Origin of the sequence: Vreelandella arctica, from assembly GCF_037070215.1 — a bacterium.
GTDB lineage: Bacteria > Pseudomonadota > Gammaproteobacteria > Pseudomonadales > Halomonadaceae > Vreelandella > Vreelandella arctica.
In genome coordinates, this window is record NZ_JBANSN010000009.1 from 1 (window position 1) to 15,835 (window position 15,835).

17 protein-coding genes are annotated in these 15,835 nt (G+C 54.5%); 10 read left to right on the forward strand and 7 right to left on the reverse strand.

From position 1 onward, the window contains the following. The first annotated feature begins 95 nt into the window (after positions 1-95). The 6 genes from V8L70_RS10070 to V8L70_RS10095 all read left to right on the forward strand — a co-directional run bounded on the left by V8L70_RS10070 (position 96) and on the right by V8L70_RS10095 (position 6,009). Positions 96-824 (forward strand): hypothetical protein, encoded by a 729-nt coding sequence (locus tag V8L70_RS10070; protein WP_336269336.1) that lies wholly within the window; start codon positions 96-98, stop codon positions 822-824. Positions 825-961: 137 nt separating this feature from the next. Then, positions 962-1,780 (forward strand): DUF3100 domain-containing protein, encoded by an 819-nt coding sequence (locus V8L70_RS10075; protein ID WP_101146930.1) that lies wholly within the window; start codon positions 962-964, stop codon positions 1,778-1,780. Beyond that, positions 1,767-2,261, forward strand: coding sequence for a hypothetical protein (locus V8L70_RS10080; RefSeq protein ID WP_101146929.1), 495 nt, complete (start codon positions 1,767-1,769; stop codon positions 2,259-2,261). The genes V8L70_RS10075 and V8L70_RS10080 overlap by 14 nt, the downstream gene beginning before the upstream one ends. A 10-nt stretch (positions 2,262-2,271) precedes the next feature. Then, on the forward strand, positions 2,272-3,429 hold the full coding sequence (locus V8L70_RS10085) for a M20 aminoacylase family protein (protein ID WP_008957123.1): 1,158 nt from the start codon (positions 2,272-2,274) through the stop codon (positions 3,427-3,429). Positions 3,430-3,547: 118 nt separating this feature from the next. Further along, complete coding sequence (locus V8L70_RS10090; RefSeq protein WP_232774926.1) at positions 3,548-4,462, forward strand: NAD(P)-dependent oxidoreductase; 915 nt, start codon at positions 3,548-3,550, stop codon at positions 4,460-4,462. Continuing rightward, positions 4,459-6,009, forward strand: a complete 1,551-nt coding sequence (locus V8L70_RS10095) for an aldehyde dehydrogenase family protein (protein ID WP_101146928.1) — start codon at positions 4,459-4,461, stop codon at positions 6,007-6,009. Before V8L70_RS10090 ends, V8L70_RS10095 begins: the two co-directional genes overlap by 4 nt. On the opposite strand, the gene V8L70_RS10100 is transcribed toward V8L70_RS10095, so the two are convergent. From V8L70_RS10100 to V8L70_RS10115, 4 genes are all read right to left on the reverse strand, one after another. Further along, positions 6,006-6,932 carry a LysR family transcriptional regulator gene (locus tag V8L70_RS10100; RefSeq protein WP_101146927.1) on the reverse strand — a complete coding sequence of 309 codons (927 nt, stop codon included), beginning with the start codon at positions 6,930-6,932 and terminating at the stop codon, positions 6,006-6,008. The two genes, V8L70_RS10095 and V8L70_RS10100, sit on opposite strands and share 4 nt — an antisense overlap. A 64-nt stretch (positions 6,933-6,996) precedes the next feature. Beyond that, positions 6,997-7,353 carry a hypothetical protein gene (locus V8L70_RS10105; RefSeq protein WP_008957129.1) on the reverse strand — a complete coding sequence of 119 codons (357 nt, stop codon included), beginning with the start codon at positions 7,351-7,353 and terminating at the stop codon, positions 6,997-6,999. After that, positions 7,353-7,625 carry an HU family DNA-binding protein gene (locus V8L70_RS10110; RefSeq protein ID WP_007112276.1) on the reverse strand — a complete coding sequence of 91 codons (273 nt, stop codon included), beginning with the start codon at positions 7,623-7,625 and terminating at the stop codon, positions 7,353-7,355. The genes V8L70_RS10105 and V8L70_RS10110 overlap by 1 nt, the downstream gene beginning before the upstream one ends. A 126-nt stretch (positions 7,626-7,751) precedes the next feature. Continuing rightward, a complete protein-coding gene (locus V8L70_RS10115; RefSeq protein ID WP_101146926.1) occupies positions 7,752-8,972 on the reverse strand; it encodes an NAD(P)/FAD-dependent oxidoreductase in 1,221 nt (406 codons plus the stop codon). 38 nt (positions 8,973-9,010) lie between these two features. Between V8L70_RS10115 and V8L70_RS10120 the strand changes: the two genes are divergently transcribed. The 4 genes from V8L70_RS10120 to phoR all read left to right on the forward strand — a co-directional run bounded on the left by V8L70_RS10120 (position 9,011) and on the right by phoR (position 12,650). Continuing rightward, a complete protein-coding gene (locus V8L70_RS10120; protein WP_101146925.1) occupies positions 9,011-9,622 on the forward strand; it encodes a chorismate--pyruvate lyase family protein in 612 nt (203 codons plus the stop codon). A gap of 35 nt (positions 9,623-9,657) precedes the next feature. Beyond that, positions 9,658-10,548 (forward strand): 4-hydroxybenzoate octaprenyltransferase, encoded by an 891-nt coding sequence (gene ubiA, locus V8L70_RS10125; RefSeq protein ID WP_101146924.1) that lies wholly within the window; start codon positions 9,658-9,660, stop codon positions 10,546-10,548. Positions 10,549-10,671: 123 nt separating this feature from the next. Beyond that, a complete protein-coding gene (phoB, locus tag V8L70_RS10130; protein ID WP_008957133.1) occupies positions 10,672-11,361 on the forward strand; it encodes a phosphate regulon transcriptional regulator PhoB in 690 nt (229 codons plus the stop codon). Positions 11,362-11,363: 2 nt separating this feature from the next. Further along, positions 11,364-12,650 carry a phosphate regulon sensor histidine kinase PhoR gene (phoR, locus tag V8L70_RS10135; RefSeq protein ID WP_008957134.1) on the forward strand — a complete coding sequence of 429 codons (1,287 nt, stop codon included), beginning with the start codon at positions 11,364-11,366 and terminating at the stop codon, positions 12,648-12,650. A 1,036-nt stretch (positions 12,651-13,686) separates the two neighbouring features. Here the strand turns inward: phoR and V8L70_RS10140 are convergent. The 3 genes from V8L70_RS10140 to phoU all read right to left on the reverse strand — a co-directional run bounded on the left by V8L70_RS10140 (position 13,687) and on the right by phoU (position 15,814). After that, the gene (locus tag V8L70_RS10140) at positions 13,687-14,178 is read right to left on the reverse strand and encodes a copper chaperone PCu(A)C (protein WP_101146922.1); all 492 of its coding nucleotides are present in this window, start codon (positions 14,176-14,178) and stop codon (positions 13,687-13,689) included. Between the two features lie 86 nt (positions 14,179-14,264). After that, positions 14,265-15,008, reverse strand: a complete 744-nt coding sequence (gene cysZ, locus V8L70_RS10145; protein ID WP_101146921.1) for a sulfate transporter CysZ — start codon at positions 15,006-15,008, stop codon at positions 14,265-14,267. A gap of 80 nt (positions 15,009-15,088) precedes the next feature. Then, entirely contained in the window at positions 15,089-15,814 is a 726-nt protein-coding gene (gene phoU, locus V8L70_RS10150; protein WP_008956462.1) for a phosphate signaling complex protein PhoU, read from the reverse strand. Between the last annotated feature and the right edge of the window lie 21 nt (positions 15,815-15,835).

The following is a 15,835-nucleotide window of genomic DNA, read 5'->3' on the forward strand; positions in this document are numbered from 1 at the left end:
CACCCGAAACTGGGGGGTCACTGGTTCAGTGTCGCTTAACCCAGGAAAAGTGAAGGAAATCGAGCGTAATAAAAAGGCTGCTTAAGCTCAGCCATTTGGACAACTGGGTTGAAAATCACCGGGCCGCGTTAACCATCTTTTTGGTGCTTAGGATTAACCCCGCCGAAATCGATTATGAAGAGGCCCGTGGGCTGGATAAAACAACGCACCAAACGATCAACATCGCCCAGGTGTTTCGTGATCACCCCATGTTGATGGTCGTGGGGCTTACGCTTTTGCTGTTTCATCTAGGCAATGCCGCCATGTTGCCGTTGTTGGGTCAGCGCGTGGCCACCAATGAGCTGATGAATCCTGCTGTTTATACCGCTGGTACGGTCGTGATCGCTCAAGCAACGATGATTCCGATGGCCCTTCTGGCTGCGTGGTACTCGCACAAGAACGGCTATTGGCTGCTGTTTTTGGTGGCGCTACTTGTGTTACCTGTCCGCGGTGTTTTGGCGGGCACGGTGCCGGGGCTCTGGAGTGTGGTGCCCGTACAAATACTGGACGGTGTCGGCGCGGGGTTATTGGGCGTAGCAACGCCGGGTATTGTGGCGCAAATACTGCGCGGTACCGGGCGTGTGAACATGGGGTTAGGCGCGGTGATGACGATTCAAGGCGTCGGCGCGGCGCTCAGCGCTAGTTTTGCGGGCGTGGTGGCGAGCTGGTTGAGCTACGAGGCAGCATTTTTGGCACTTGCCGGCGTAGCAGGAATAGCCGTGGTGGTGTGGTTGCTGTGCTTTGACCGTGGAGTCTCTTCATCGCCACTCAAGGTGAGCGTTTAGCGACTTTCCGCCCGGTGGGCGGGCGATCCACAACGCCTGACGGACATGTGTTCTAAAAAATAGCGCACTAAAGCCCTATGATTGAAACGGTAACCTTTCGATACTCGGAGTGACACTAAAAAAACAGGAACACTCCAATGGATCTCAAGCTACTGCTGGACTGGCGTCTGCACCTGACGGTGATCGTGACGTCGATGTTTGCCGAGTGGATAGGCATTGTGCGCATTCCACTCGGACCGGGAACACTGCTGTTACTACCGCTGCTTTACGCCTTTATCATTGGCGTTATTTTCAATCCCCACCTTTTTTCGACTATGGGCAAGGTGATTCCCAAGCCGGTCAGCAATGCGGCTGGCCCCATCATCCTTATCGCCATCCTGCCGTTTATTGCTAAATTCGGCTCTACTATCGGGCCTGCCATTGAGCAGATCATTGCCGCTGGCCCCGCGCTGATTCTCCAGGAGCTAGGTAATCTCGGCACCATGTTGATCGCGCTGCCCTTTGCCGTCCTGGTGCTCAAAATGGGCCGTGAAGCGATTGGTGCTACCTACTCCATCGCCCGCGAACCCAATATTGCCATTATTTCAGATCGCTACGGCCTTAGAAGCCCTGAAGGCATCGGCATTATGGGCGTGTACGTGGTGGGCACCATGTTCGGTACGCTCTATTTCGCCTTAATGGCGGGGTATATCGCCTCGCTGGATATTCTCGATATTCGTGCTCTGGCCATGGCCTGCGGGGTGGGCAGTGGCAGTATGGTGGCGGCGTGTTCGGCCGCATTAGCTGAAGCGGTACCAGCATCCAAAGATGAACTACTCGCCTTTGCCGGGGCAAGCAACCTGCTTACCTACGCCACCGGTCTGTATATCTCGCTATTTATCGCGCTCCCAGTCACTGAGTGGATGTACAAGCGCTTAAAAGGCTCGCGCCAGGAGGTTAGCCATGAAAACTCATGAGAGCCCAATCGATCAGTTCGATGCTGAGGCGTTAAAAGAGCTACGTCCCGAAAACCAGCTAGGCAAAACCGCGTTGGTACTGGCAGCCGTGTGTGTGGCGGCATGGTTTAGCAATATCGTCAACGGTTCGCCTTTATTAGACGCACTGCCCGGCATGTTGATTCTGTATGTCATGGTCATTATCGGCTTGGTCATCGGGCGCATATGCCCCTTTTACCTGCCCAGTGTGGCCTGGGTATCGCTGATCAGTATTATCGCGACGCTGCCATTCTTCCCTGGCAATGGCTGGATTATCGCACGGCTCGCTGAAGTGGATTTCCTGGCAGTGGTCACGCCGGTATTGGCCTATGCAGGGCTGGCGCTGACCGGACGTGAGTTTGCCATGTTCAGGCAGACCGGCTGGAAGCTAGTGATCGTGGCCTTACTGGTATTCACCGGCACCTTTATCGGCTCTGCCGTTGTCGCTCACATAATGCTTTAAGGATAGGACGATGACTGCCTCAGTAAACTTGCCGGATAGCGAAACATTAAAAGCGTGGCGTCACGATTTCCACCAGCATCCGGAAACCGCGTTTGAGGAGCACCGTACCAGTGCGCGTATTGCAGCGCTGCTGACTGAGTGGGGCTTTGAGGTAACTACCGGGATTGCTGGAACGGGTGTGGTCGCCGCTCTGGATGGTCAACAGGGGGAAGGCAAAACCATCGGCCTACGGGCCGATATTGACGCCCTGGATATCCTCGAAGAGACGGGGCTTGCCTACGCCTCGCAAACGTCCGGCAAAATGCACGCCTGTGGCCACGATGGTCATACGTCCATGCTGCTGGGCGCCGCCTGGGCGTTAAAGCAGCAGCCGGATTTCAAAGGCCGGGTGGTGTTTATCTTTCAGCCCGCTGAAGAGAGCGCTGGTGGTGGACGCGTCATGGTCGAAGAGGGCCTGTTTGAGCGCTTTCCCATGGATGCCGTATACGGTCTGCATAATTGGCCGGGCCTGCCGGTAGGTGAGGCAGCGGTGCATGACACCGATGTGATGGCGGCTTTCGATATTTTTACCCTAAAACTGATTGGCAAGGGATGCCACGCTGCGATGCCACACTTGGGCATCGATACGGTGCTGGCAAGCTGCCAACTGATCAGTCAGTTACAGGGGTTGGTGAGCCGTGAAACGCCGCCGGATAAATCGGCGGTGCTGAGTATTACCAGCATTCACGCCGGGGATACCTTCAATGTGATTCCGGAGCAGGTCGAGCTGCGCGGTACGCTGCGCTGCTTTGATATGACGCTTAAAGAGCATTTGGAAGCACGCTTTAAACAAGCGATTGGCAGTTTGGCAGAGTTTCACGGCTTAGCCGTTGAACTGGATTACCAGCGCTGCTACCCGGCTACTATCAATACCCCGGAGCATGCCCAGCACTGCGCGACGGTGCTGGAAAGCTTGCTCGGCAGCGACAAAGTAAAGCGCAACCCGCCGCCCAGCATGGCCTCTGAAGATTTTTCGTTTCTGCTAGCCGAGCGACCAGGCGCCTATATCTGGATGGGCAACGGTGTAGATTCCGCTTCGCTGCACAACCCGCGTTATGACTTCAACGATGCGCTGCTGCCGCTAGGGACGCGCTACTGGGTGGAGCTGGTAAGGGCGCTGCTCGTCTAAGTCGCCCCCTTTTTCTCAACGAAAAGCGTTATGCGCTCTCTGATGCCCACTGGGTAGGGGAGCGTCTACGCCGAACATAGCGTCTTTCAAGTATTAGGGCGTTCAAGGAGCATTTACGATGTCTTCACCTATGTCTTCAACAACAGCGTTATCGATCGTGGTGATTGGTCTCGGGCAGATGGGTGGCAATATGGCGCTCACCCTCAAAGCAGCAGGATTTGAAGTAACGGGTAGCGATGTATTTGAGCAAGCGCGATCTCGCCTTGCTGCTCAGGGACTAACCGTTGTGGCGCCCGATGCGCTGCCCGCAAGCGATGTGTATCTGCTTTCGCTGCCCACTTCTGTCCATGTACGTGAGGTGATTGAGCAATCCCCAGGCTTACTCACCCTGGCGCCTAAAGGCAGTGTGATTGTCGATACCTCGACCAGCGACCCCGCCGTGACTCGTGAATTGGCCGAAAAAGTAACCGCAGCGGGGCTTCACTGGCTGGACGCCCCCGTCAGCGGCGGCCCCAAAGGTGCTGCCAGTGGCAAGCTGGGTATGTTGTTAGGTGGCGATGAAAGCACTATCGAGCGGGTATTGCCGATGCTGGAAGCGATGTCAGCCAAGCGCACCCATGTGGGCGGCCCTGGCAGCGGTCATGTGGTGAAGCTTGCCAATAATTACCTGTGTGCCGCGCACTTGTTAACCACCGCCGAAGCCGTGGCTATGGCCGCCAAGGCGGGCGTCGACCCCGTCGCCTGTCTGGCGGGCATCAATAGTGGCTCCGGGCGCAGCGCGATTAGCGAGGTGAATTTCCCAGAGTGGGTGCTAAGCGAGCGCTTCGATTCTGGCTTTACCTCCGGTTTGATGCGTAAGGATCTGCGTCTGGCACGGGATGCCGCTGAGCAACTCGGTATCCCCTTGCCGTTGCTACAAGCCGTTGTCGATGCGTGGCACGCGAACCTCGAACAGCCAACTGATAGCGATGACTTTAACCATATTACCACGCCGATATTAGCGCGTGGCAGCCAAGCGGAGGGCAACCAATGAACTCACTTAGCCAACATGCCTGCGACCATCTTGCTGAACTGCTTAAAGGTTTCGGCTTAGCCGCTGCCACGCCGCTAAGTAACTGGGTTGATGGCGCATTAGTCGCAGGGGAGGGTGAGGAAATCAACTTGATCAATCCGGCCACCGGCGAAGCGCTGGTGAGCTATCGTGATGCGGGTGCGGCGTTAATTGAGCGTGCTACTCAAGCGGCTACGCGTGGGCAGCGTGAATGGATGGCGCTTACCGCCAGCGAACGTGGACGGCGCATGAGTGCGGCGCTGCGTGGGCTAGAGGGCCATGAAGAAGCACTGGCGCAGTTGGAGAGCGTCGTTGCCGGTAAGCCGATTCGTGACTGCCGGGCTGAAGTAGGCAAGGTGCGTGAGATGTTTGAATACTACGCGGGCTGGTGCGACAAGCAGCACGGCGAAGTGATTCCAGTGCCTACCTCGCACCTTAACTATGTACGTCATGTCCCCTATGGCGTGGTGGGGCAAATTACCCCCTGGAACGCTCCAATGTTCACCTGCGCCTGGCAAGTGGCCCCGGCCATAGCAGCGGGCAATGGGGTAGTACTGAAGCCTTCCGAACTGACGCCCTTCTCATCGGTGGTGATTGCCAAGCTACTGGAAAGCGGCGGGCTACCTAAGGGGCTGATTAATATCGTCAACGGGCTGGGAAAAACGACCGGCGCAGCCCTAACCGACCACCCCACTATCAGCAAGCTGGTATTCGTGGGCTCTCCCCAGAGTGGCCGCATGATTGCTGAAGCCGGCGCACGCCGATTGGTGCCCAGCGTGTTAGAACTAGGGGGTAAATCTGCCAATATCGTCTTTGCCGATGCCAAGCTGGACGAAGCCGTCGCCGGTGCCCAGGCGGCAATTTTTGCCGCCGCAGGTCAGAGCTGTGTGGCGGGCTCACGGCTGTTGATTGAGCGTTCGGTGTTTGAGCAGGTTACCAGCCGTTTGGCCCGGGCCGCGGAACAGATTGCGGTCGGCCTTCCCAGCGATGAAGCGACGCGCATGGGGCCTTTGCAGAATCGCCGTCAATTTGAGCAGGTCACCCGGATGATTGAGGCCGCCGAAGCGGCAGGCGCGAGAGTGTTAACGGGTGGCAAGCGTCCCGAAGGACTGCCAGATGAGGCTCATGGCTATTTTATCGCCCCTACCGTGTTGGTCGATGTCACGCCGGATATGGAGATCGCTCAGCAAGAGGTTTTCGGCCCGGTGTTGATCGCCATGGCCTTTGACGGCGAAGCCGAAGCCATTCAGCTCGCCAACGAAACTCGCTTTGGTTTGGCTGGCGCCGTTTGGAGTCAGGATGTGGCGCGAGCGCATCGTGTGGCGGGGCAATTGCGTGCTGGCACGGTATGGATCAATAGCTACAAGGCGATCAGCGTGATGTCGCCGTTTGGTGGCTTTGGCGATAGTGGCTTCGGTCGCTCAAGCGGTTTGGACGGCCTGCGTGAATACACGGTGCCGCAAAGCGTCTGGGTGGAAACGGCACCGGAAGCCAGCGTGGCATTTGGCTACGGTAGTGGCGTTGGTTAATCGCTTGCTGAGGCCGGGTCGCGAAAGGCCTGCATCCAGCGCTGTAAGTGTCTGAGCAGCAGAATGCTAGCCTTGGGCTGTTGGCGGCCTACGCGCGTGACCATGTGGGCCTGGGAGCGCTGAAAAAGGGGATTATCTACCTTACGCGCCACTAGCGTGCCAGCTTCTAAATCGTGTGCGACGGCAAAGGAGGGCAGTAGGGTAATGCCCATGCCGCTGCGCACATACTGTGCTAATACCACCATGGAATTTGTATTCATTGCCATGCGCGGGACTATACGAGACTGCTGAAATGCTTGGTCGACCATTTGACGCACCCCATGTGTGGTGTCCCACATGGCCATCGGCTGGGCGCTAAGCTGAGTCAGCGTGAGAGGTGACGTCTGGCTGGTCAATGGGTGATCCGGCGGCAGAATAGCCATCAGTGGCTGAGGACTGGATGACCAGAAACGCAGCTGGGGATGGGTACGCTCATGGAACATCAAGCCGATATGACTGTGATCGCCGACAATGGCGTCAATAATGCCCGAGGTGCCTGCGGTATGGATGTCGAGCTGAATGCCCGCATAGCGTTGGGTAAATTCGTGCAGCGGCGACGCTACTAGGTCACTGACAAATCCTTCACCGACGGTGAGCGATATCTTGCCGGTTTCCATGCGCTGGTAGGCTTCAAGTGACGCGATAAAGCCTTCGTCCAGTGCGCCGCGACGTTCGCAGTATTCAAGCAGCATTTCACCGACCGGGGTCGGTGAAATGCCGCCGCGCTGACGCTCCATGAGGGTGGCTCCCAAGGCTTCTTCCAGCAGCGAAATTTGCCTGCTGACTGCCGAGGGAGCAATGTCCAGACGCGCCGCAGCACGGCGCACTGAACCAGACTCCAGGGTAACGCGGAAGTACACTAAGCGTTGATGAGGTATGTCCATCGATAGCTGTTATACCTCTGCCTGGTTTACCCTTTGCTGATCGCTCAATACTGCAAATACTGGGCTACAAATATTTGAGCAGCTTCTGCAGCTTGTTCATATCGGCGGAGTCGCCCACTAAACGCACGTTGCCACTCATCATGCCGTCAAGAAAGGCCTGCTGAGTTGGCTTTTTGAGCACCTTTAACGCGGTGGCTTGGTCTCGGAAACGCAGTTCAAGGTCTAAGTCGACGGGCAGCCCTTTACCGGTGCTGATACCTTTCGGCGTCATCCGGTAGTGGCGGGCTATGCTTAGATCTTCCGTGGCAATTCCCCAGTCCAGGCCGCGCATGCGTTCTAACTGTTCACGAAAGCGCGGCTTGCGGCGCAGGGCACGTTTGAGCAATATGCCCAGTAGCCACAGCGTCAGCTTGAGCTTCATTAGGAAACGGCGTCCTTAAGTCCTTTGCCTGGCTTAAAGGCAACATTTTTGCTGGCCGGAATTTGTAGTGGGGCACCGGTTTGTGGATTTTTACCAGTACGTGCTGCGCGCTCACGTACCGTAAAGGTACCAAAGCCGATCAGAGCGACATCTTCGCCCTTAGCAACGCTGTTAGTGATTTCATCCAAAATAACGTTCAGTACTTGGCCTGCTTTGTCTTTTGACAGGTCGGCACTTTCAGCGATGGCAGCAGCGAGTTCAGGTTTGCGCATAAGAAATCTCCCTTTAGTAAACAATCGAACTTTTGTTAAAGAATCGAGCGTAAAGCAAATGCAGGTTGTTGGGCGCGTCATTAGCACTAGGTAGCTTCTCTAGCCTAGTCGTGAACGCGACGAAAATCAGCCTAGCAGCGTAGGTGCTGCTCTGGAAAGCTCCACTTTCCTTCTCACGCAGCCCCCTGTCAACGCAAAACCAATCAAACGTCCGTCTTTATTTTCGGCTAACGCACTGATATCGCCACCTTCGCCTTCAATTCGCCAGCGTTCAGGTGGGGTGGTTGGCGGATAGGCGACCACTGGCAGCAGGGGTGTTTTAACGACTATTGGCCAAGCGCCAAAGCTGACCGACGTGGGAGTGCCCGCAAGCGTTGCCGCCAATGCCTTGGCGCTCGCTTGCAGCGGCTGCACGTACATGGCGTTAACGCCATCGACGCAGGCGACATCGCCCAGGGCGTAAATATCGGGGTGTGAAGTACGCAGTTGGCGGTCAACGTGTATGCCGCTCGGCGATACGTTAAGACCCGCGGCTTCGGCAAGCGCCGTACGCGGTGTTAGGCCAGTTGCCATTAGTACGAGATCGGCGCTGATAGTCTCGCCGTTATCCAACCGTAATACGATGTCATCACCGCTGCTGAGTGTTAGTGAATCTATCGTGCGGCCTAAGCAGAGTCGGATGCCTGCCTCATTGAAGGCATCGCCCAGGGCGTTGCCCAGTGGCGTGGGCAGCAGGCGGGGCAGTAGCGTAGCTTCAGGCGCTATGACACTGACGTGATGACCTCCGGCGTGCAGGTCATTAGCAAATTCACAGCCGACCAGCCCGGCGCCAACAATCGCCACCCTTGCTGAGCCTTGGCCTAACGCCTGATGAAAGCGTCGGTAGTCGTCTAGGTCATTAATGGTGAAGCAGCGTGGGGCTACGCTGGGGTCGATGCTGAACGGCATCCTGGGGGCAGCGCCGGTGGCTAATACCAGTGTTTCGTAGCTTAGTTTTTCAGAGCTAAGTTTTTCATAGTTGGGCGCTTGTCCAGCGTCGAGAAGCAGTGTCCGGTTATCCACATCCAGTGCCGCCACGGGGGTGTGGGTAATGATGCGGGCGTTTAACTCATCGCCCAGCTCGGCAGCGTTTCGCTGGGCCAGTTTGTTGGGCGCTAGGCCTTTAGCGAAGCCGGTGGAGAGTAACGGTTTGCTGTAATCGTCACCGCTGTCAGCACTAATCAGCGTGATTGACCGCTGATCACCGAGACGGCGCAGTGCGCGGGCTAAGCCAATCCCGGCCATTCCCGTGCCAATAATGACCAGCGCAGCGTGGGATGAAGAGAGCTCTGGTTGTGAGGGGGGCATGCAGACACCAAAAAAGTCGCTGAAACAAAAGCCTGTTAGTGCTGCATGTTACACTAGCCGACTCGTTTATTGCCCTGGAGAACTTGGTGACGCCTGCAGCTTTTCGGCAAACTCCTCACTTTTCGCGCTGGCGCCCCGTTGATGCGGCGCGACCTGCCATGAGTACTTCCTGGTGGCAGTGGGTTGCCTCAACCGACTCATTAACCGCCCGTTTAATAGCCGCAGGAGGTGAAAAGCAGTTTCGCGTTCGGCTGCTACGCCAGGGCGTAGGCTGGCCGCGAGAGGATGAGGCACGGGCGTTGGGCATTGCTCCCAAACGCTACGCATGGCTGCGTGAAGTAGCGCTATGTTTAGATAATACACCGTGGGTGGTGGCGCGCTCCGTCGCCCCGCTTACTCAGTTAAAGGGCCAGCGTTTGGAAGGGTTAGGTGAGCGCTCGTTAGGCAGTTGGTTATTTCGTCAGCCAGGTTTAATTCGCGGGCCGCTTGAGGCCACCTCCCATCCCCCCTTATTTGCTTGTATGAACGGTATCGAAAGTGACTGTACCTGGGGCCGACGCTCGGTGTTTTATCACGGCGGGCTGTCGTTATTGGTGCAGGAGTATTTTTTGCGTGCGATGGCGGATGACCTTGATCTGCCATCGCGCTAGGCTAGCGCCTGCATCTTATTTTTCGTGAGGTAAGCATGGATCGTTCACTGTTGCGGCCGAAGGGATGGGCTCGCGTGGCAGATTTTATACAGCTGATGCGTTTGGATCGACCCATTGGCACGTGGCTGTTGATGTGGCCGACGCTTTGGGCGCTGTGGATTGCCGCTGAAGGGGTACCCGGCCGTGATGTACTGCTGATTTTTGTGGCCGGTGTTTACGTCATGCGCGCGGCTGGCTGCGTGGTGAACGATTATGCAGATCGCCATTTCGATGGCCATGTGAAACGCACTAAGCATCGCCCGCTCGCCACAGGTCGAATCAGCGAAACCGAGGCTCAATTGCTGTTTATTGGTTTGGTGGCCGCAGCGTTTATTCTGGTGCTACTGACTAATTGGTTTACGGTGCTGCTCTCGTTGGGCGGGGTATTTCTGGCAGTTATTTACCCGTTCATGAAGCGTTATACCCACTTTCCCCAGGTGGTGCTGGGGGCGGCATTCTCATGGGCAATTCCAATGGCCTTTGGCGCCGTGCTGGGCCATGTGCCGTTGGAAGCGTGGCTGCTTTTCTGTGCAAACGTGCTATGGACGGTGGCGTACGACACGCAATACGCCATGGTCGATCGCGACGATGATTTAAAAATTGGCATTAAATCGACAGCCGTGCTGTTTGGCGACGCGGATCGCCTGATAATCGGCCTACTCCAGGTAGCTACCCTGGGGTTACTGGCATGGGTAGGCTGGCGGGTCGGGTTAGGTGGGTTCTTTTGGCTAGGGCTCGCTGCAATGGCGGCAACTTTCCTGCATCAGCAGCGCTTAATTCGTTATCAGGAGCGGGATCCCTGTTTCCAGGCGTTTCTGAATAATCACTGGTCGGGGCTGCTGATTTTTGCTGGTATTGCGCTAAGTTGGTGGCCTGCGGCGGGTTAGTAACTGCCATTGTCATGTAACTGTCATCAAGTCATGGTGTTATCGTCACTGACATGTCATTGAACTGTTTTCTTTGAACTGTTTTCTTTGAACTGGCTTTTTTGCACACCGTGAGGCTCTGGTATGACCGCCAAAACCGTTCTGATTGTCGATGATGAATCGTCGATTCGCGAGATGATCGCGGTAGCGCTGGAAATGGCTGACTACCGTGTGCTCGAAGCAGATAACGCCCAGGATGCTCATGCCATGGTGGTTGACCACCAACCTGATTTATTGCTGCTTGACTGGATGATGCCTGGCACCAGCGGTATTGAACTGGCTAGGCGGTTGAAGCGCGAAGAAGCCACCGCCGAGATCCCCATTATTATGCTCACCGCTAAAGGCGAAGAGGATAATAAGATCCAAGGGCTTGAAGCCGGTGCCGATGACTATATCACCAAGCCCTTTTCGCCCCGCGAATTGGTGGCACGGTTAAAAGCAGTGCTGCGCCGCGCGACGCCGCGTGGCGTTGAAGATCCGATTGAGATTAATGGCCTGCTGCTTGATCCGGTAAGTCACCGGGTAAGCGCACACGGCAAAGCGTTGGAAATGGGGCCGACCGAGTATCGTCTTCTGCAGTTTTTTATGACCCATCAAGAGCGTGCTTACACACGTAGCCAACTGCTTGACCAAGTATGGGGTGGTAATGTGTATGTCGAAGAGCGTACGGTCGATGTGCATATTCGACGCTTACGAAAAGCGCTGGGCGATGTGCATCAAAACCTGATTCAAACGGTTCGGGGTACCGGATACCGTTTCTCTGCACGGGTGTAAATGTGCGCCTATGGAGCCGTGAACTGTGGCGTCTAGCGTGGCTGGCCACACTGGGTACTTGCTTAGGCTGGTTATTGGGCTCAGCAGGGCTAGGGCTTGCGGCAGGGCTTGCAGTATGTCTGTTTTATCACTTGCGGCAGCTACGCGAACTTTATTTATGGCTAACCCTACATCCTCACGATGAGCCGCCTGCCGCTCACGGTATGTGGGGTGAATTGTTTGATCGTTTATACCGCTATCAGAAAAGCCAGCGTATAACGCAAAGTCGGCTGCGTGCTACCTTGGCCCGTATTCAAGAGTCGTCTGAAGCGATGCGTGACAGTGTGGTCATGCTCGACCGCCACGGTGATCTAGAGTGGTGGAACAGCGCTGCAACGAACATGCTAGGGCTACAAACTGCCCATGATCGTGGTCAGCACATTACCAACCTACTGCGCGAGCCAAGCTTCATCCGCTACTTCAATGCGCGGGAGTATGGCGAGCCGCTAACGCTGACATCGCCGATTGACGAGCGTCGAATCCTGCAGTATCAAATTACCCTGTACGGTGACGATGAACGGCTGGTAATGGCCCGGGATATCACGCGCTTGCATCGCCTGGAACAGATGCGGCGCGACTTTGTTGCCAACGTCTCTCACGAGCTGCGCACGCCGCTAACCGTCCTTTCCGGCTATCTGGAAACCTACAGCGATATTGCTGACCAGTTGCCTCCGCGTTTGGGCAAAAGCATCAACCAGATGCAGGAACAGACGCAGCGAATGCAAAACCTGGTCAACGATCTATTGCTGCTCTCTCGGTTAGAAATCGACCAGGGGGGGAAAGATCACCATCCGCTGTCGCTAGGGCCTTTGCTACAAAGCATCTGTGATGATGCGCTGGCGCTGTCGAATCAGCGTCATACCATTACTGTCGCGCTTGAAAGCGATGCACGCCTGCTGGGTAGTGAACAGGAGATTCGTAGCGCCATCTCTAACCTCGCCTTCAATGCCGTTCGCTATACGCCAGCAGGTAGCCACATCACCTTACGCTGGAAAGCTAGCGCGACTGGCGGCGGCTGTATTGATGTGGAAGACAATGGTGAAGGCATTGATCCCGTCCATATTCCCCGACTAACCGAACGTTTTTACCGTGTCGATAAAGGCCGTAGCACCGCAACTGGCGGCACTGGCTTAGGCTTGGCGATCGTTAAGCACGTACTATTACGCCACGATGCGCAATTACAGATTGAATCCCACCCTGGTAAAGGGGCGCTTTTTCGCTGCTCATTTCCCGCTTCACGTCTTGTATAGGGCTCCGTAAGCGACCTCTCGCACCATACCTGTAAAGGTGTGCAATATTGGCATGTAAAATTGGTAAGAGTTTACTCATGTGCCATTTTTATACAGTTTTTAGGCCTGGTATTCCGATGTTAACAGAGTGCTTTATCTTGATTTTGTTTTATTAAGCTGTTGATTTCATGTGTTTTAATTTTTTTGTTGAGTTTTTGGCATGCTAGCTGCAATATTAAAAATAGGTAAGGACGTATTGATAGGTTAGATAAACATTGTACTGACGATATGACGAAGAGTTTGTATCTGTAAAAAGGATCGGTAAAAAATAGCAGTAGCGGACTAATCATTAATTATCTTTTTAGATATCAAAGAATGCCCTTTCAACGGATGAAAGGTAGATTGACAGGATGTTACAAAGGCAAGGATGCTTTTTAGGTTCAAGGATGAATCGTTAGGAAATCAAACGTTAGTCAGGGTTAATTCCAAGGTTGGAGTCCCGCACAAGGAGTGGAAGCTAACGTTAGTTATTACCTATAGCCTATTCTGATATCGGGCCTCGCTAGTCGGGGCCTAATTTTTTTGCTGCCTGCTTTTTTGTAAGCTTCTAATACTTACTTCTACATTGTTTTATTTTTACTCCTCCCTCTCTTTTTGTATTTATGTAATGGGCTATTCTCTCCATTCATCCATGAGTGGTCTAGGATTCGATCGCCCTAATGTTATGGCAGAGTCCCATCGTACTAGTGCTCAAGCAGAATATACCGCTAAATATTTAACGCATAACGTAGGCGATTGAAACGTTTGGTAACAAAAGTTTGCAATTATGTTGAAATATATTACGATAGAGGTGTGACACGCAGAAGCGTGTCACACCGATAGGGATGCAGGTCGATTCAAGGAATGAATCAAACGACAATCAAAACGCTGGTCAGGGTTAAATTCCAAGGCTGGAATCCCGCAAAAGGAAAGGAAGCTAGCGTTAGTTATTGTCCAGATATTGTGTCCTTAGACCCCCATTATGCGGGGTCTAATTTTTTATAGGCAGCAACTTTTTTTAGTGATGGTGATGCCCATCCGCGGCTTCACTACCTTCCTGGGCGCTTTGTACCCAGACCTCAATGTCCACATCACCTTGTTCAGCAAAGGTTAGCGTGATGGGAAATCGGTCACCTTCCGTTAACGGTTCGCTTAGCCCAATCAGCATTAAGTGAAAGCCACCACCAGGACGCATGGTGTAGGTTTCCCCAGCCTCAATAAAAAGCTCGCCCACATGACGCATCTGCATCATGTCGCCGTCCATTCGCATATCGTGAAGCTCCACTTTTTTGCTTGCAGGGCTGCTTGCGCCAATCAAGGTAACCGGGTCTGAAAAGGTGGTGATATCCACATAGGCGGCCCCATTGGCCGCACCCGGAGGGGTCGGTATGGCAAAGGGGTGTGCGATACGCATCGTGTCTGTTTGTACGTCGTGGGCTATCGCTACTGATGCCACCATAGAGAGAGTGCTGACTAAACACACACACAGCCAAGCGATGGGTTTGAACATACATTTATTCCTTTATTGTTGATTGAAGGCAGGAGAGCAATTTAAAGCGTAAAAATAGCAAAGTAGCCGAGCATAGGTAATAAGCGCTACTGCGGCGCGATGCCACGGGCATCTCCATGCACGTCTCTGTAGTGATCATCCCAGAGCAGTACGGCACCTGCCACGGCGCCGGGAATAAGGAAGAGATTGGCCAGCGGAATCCAGGTGATGAGCGTGACTAACCCCCCAAAGCTTAAGCTTTGCCACCAGCGTTTCGAGAGCCGTTGGCGCATATCGGAAAACGTCACCTTATTGTTATCCATTGGGTAGTCTAGATAAGTAATGGCCATGATCCAGGCGGAGAATAGCGCCCACAGCAGGGGGGATACTAAGTTCAGCCCTGGGATCCAGCTAAGCACAAACAGACCGGCGGCACGGGGCAAAATATAGGCGAGCTTAACAAATTCGCGGCCAATGGCATCAATGGCTGTTTTAGTAAGGTTGCGGTCATCAATCGGTTCACGGCCAGTCACTTGGGTTTCGACTTTAGCGGCCAAAAAACCGTAAAAAGGCGCGGCGATCAGGCTGGTCACCAGCGTGAAGGTAAAAAACACCACCACTAACAGGCAAATCACGAAAAGAGGCCAGATAAGCCAGGAGAGCCAATCAAGCCAGGTTGGTACCATGTTCATCCAATGATCTAGCCAACCACCGAAGCGGTTGAGCACGAAGCTGAACATGCTGACGTAAACAATCAGGTTGACTAAAATAGGCAGAAAAATATAGCGGCGCATACCCGGCTGATACACACAGCGTGTACCTCGGCTAAGCGCAGTGACAGCATCCAGCATGGTGGGGGAGACTCCTTATGATTCAAACGTCCAGGCCGCTTAACAGCCTGGACGTATTGCAGGAGGAAACCCCTTTCAGGTCAAGACTTTTTTAGCACTTGCGGGTCAAGGTTGTCGGGGTCGCTGTGGCGGATATCCAGGCCTTTGACAAGATAAACCACGTACTCAGCAAGGTTGTCAGCGTGGTCGCCCACACGCTCCAGAGCGCGCAATACCCACATGATGCTGAGTACGGAGGTGATCGAGCGCGAGTCTTCCATCATAAACGTCATTAGTGAACGCATTGCGCTGCTGTACTCATCGTCAACCAGCTCGTCTTCACGCACTACCTGCATCGCAAGGTCGGTGTCAAAGCGGGCAAAGGCGGTGAGCGCATCGCGCAGCATTTTGCGCACATGCTCGCTGATGTGGCGCACTTCCACCAAGCCACGAATAGTGCTGGTACTTTCACTCAGCAGCAGGGCGTTACGGGCGATTTTGCTGGCCTCATCGCCGATTCGCTCAAGATCAGAGGTGGCGCGGATAACGGCGAGCACCAGGCGTAGGTCGGAAGCTGCAGGCTGACGCCGCGCCAGTACCCGGGTGCATTCGTCGTCGATTTGCAGCTGCAGATCGTTGACCTGACGATCATTGTCGCGCACTTGTTCGGCTAGGCGGGTGTCGCCTTCAAGAAGCGCAAAGACGGCATCCTGCACTTGCTTCTCTACCAGACCGCCCATGGCCATCAGATGGGTTTTTAGCTCTTCCAGCTCCTGGTTGAACTGGCGAGAGATATGCTGGCTGTGAGAGTCGCTAGTAATATCCATGGAGCACTCCTGACGTTTCAG

Coding starts and splice junctions, on each gene's coding strand:
- V8L70_RS10075 (WP_101146930.1), top strand. CDS start 962: ATGGATCTCAAGCTACTGCTGGACTGGCGTCTGCACCTGACGGTGATC.
- V8L70_RS10080 (WP_101146929.1), top strand. CDS start 1,767: ATGAAAACTCATGAGAGCCCAATCGATCAGTTCGATGCTGAGGCGTTA.
- V8L70_RS10085 (WP_008957123.1), top strand. CDS start 2,272: ATGACTGCCTCAGTAAACTTGCCGGATAGCGAAACATTAAAAGCGTGG.
- V8L70_RS10090 (WP_232774926.1), top strand. CDS start 3,548: ATGTCTTCACCTATGTCTTCAACAACAGCGTTATCGATCGTGGTGATT.
- V8L70_RS10095 (WP_101146928.1), top strand. CDS start 4,459: ATGAACTCACTTAGCCAACATGCCTGCGACCATCTTGCTGAACTGCTT.
- V8L70_RS10100 (WP_101146927.1), bottom strand. CDS start 6,932: ATGGACATACCTCATCAACGCTTAGTGTACTTCCGCGTTACCCTGGAG.
- V8L70_RS10105 (WP_008957129.1), bottom strand. CDS start 7,353: ATGAAGCTCAAGCTGACGCTGTGGCTACTGGGCATATTGCTCAAACGT.
- V8L70_RS10110 (WP_007112276.1), bottom strand. CDS start 7,625: ATGCGCAAACCTGAACTCGCTGCTGCCATCGCTGAAAGTGCCGACCTG.
- V8L70_RS10115 (WP_101146926.1), bottom strand. CDS start 8,972: ATGCCCCCCTCACAACCAGAGCTCTCTTCATCCCACGCTGCGCTGGTC.
- ubiA (WP_101146924.1), top strand. CDS start 9,658: ATGGATCGTTCACTGTTGCGGCCGAAGGGATGGGCTCGCGTGGCAGAT.
- phoB (WP_008957133.1), top strand. CDS start 10,672: ATGACCGCCAAAACCGTTCTGATTGTCGATGATGAATCGTCGATTCGC.
- V8L70_RS10140 (WP_101146922.1), bottom strand. CDS start 14,178: ATGTTCAAACCCATCGCTTGGCTGTGTGTGTGTTTAGTCAGCACTCTC.
- cysZ (WP_101146921.1), bottom strand. CDS start 15,008: ATGCTGGATGCTGTCACTGCGCTTAGCCGAGGTACACGCTGTGTGTAT.
- phoU (WP_008956462.1), bottom strand. CDS start 15,814: ATGGATATTACTAGCGACTCTCACAGCCAGCATATCTCTCGCCAGTTC.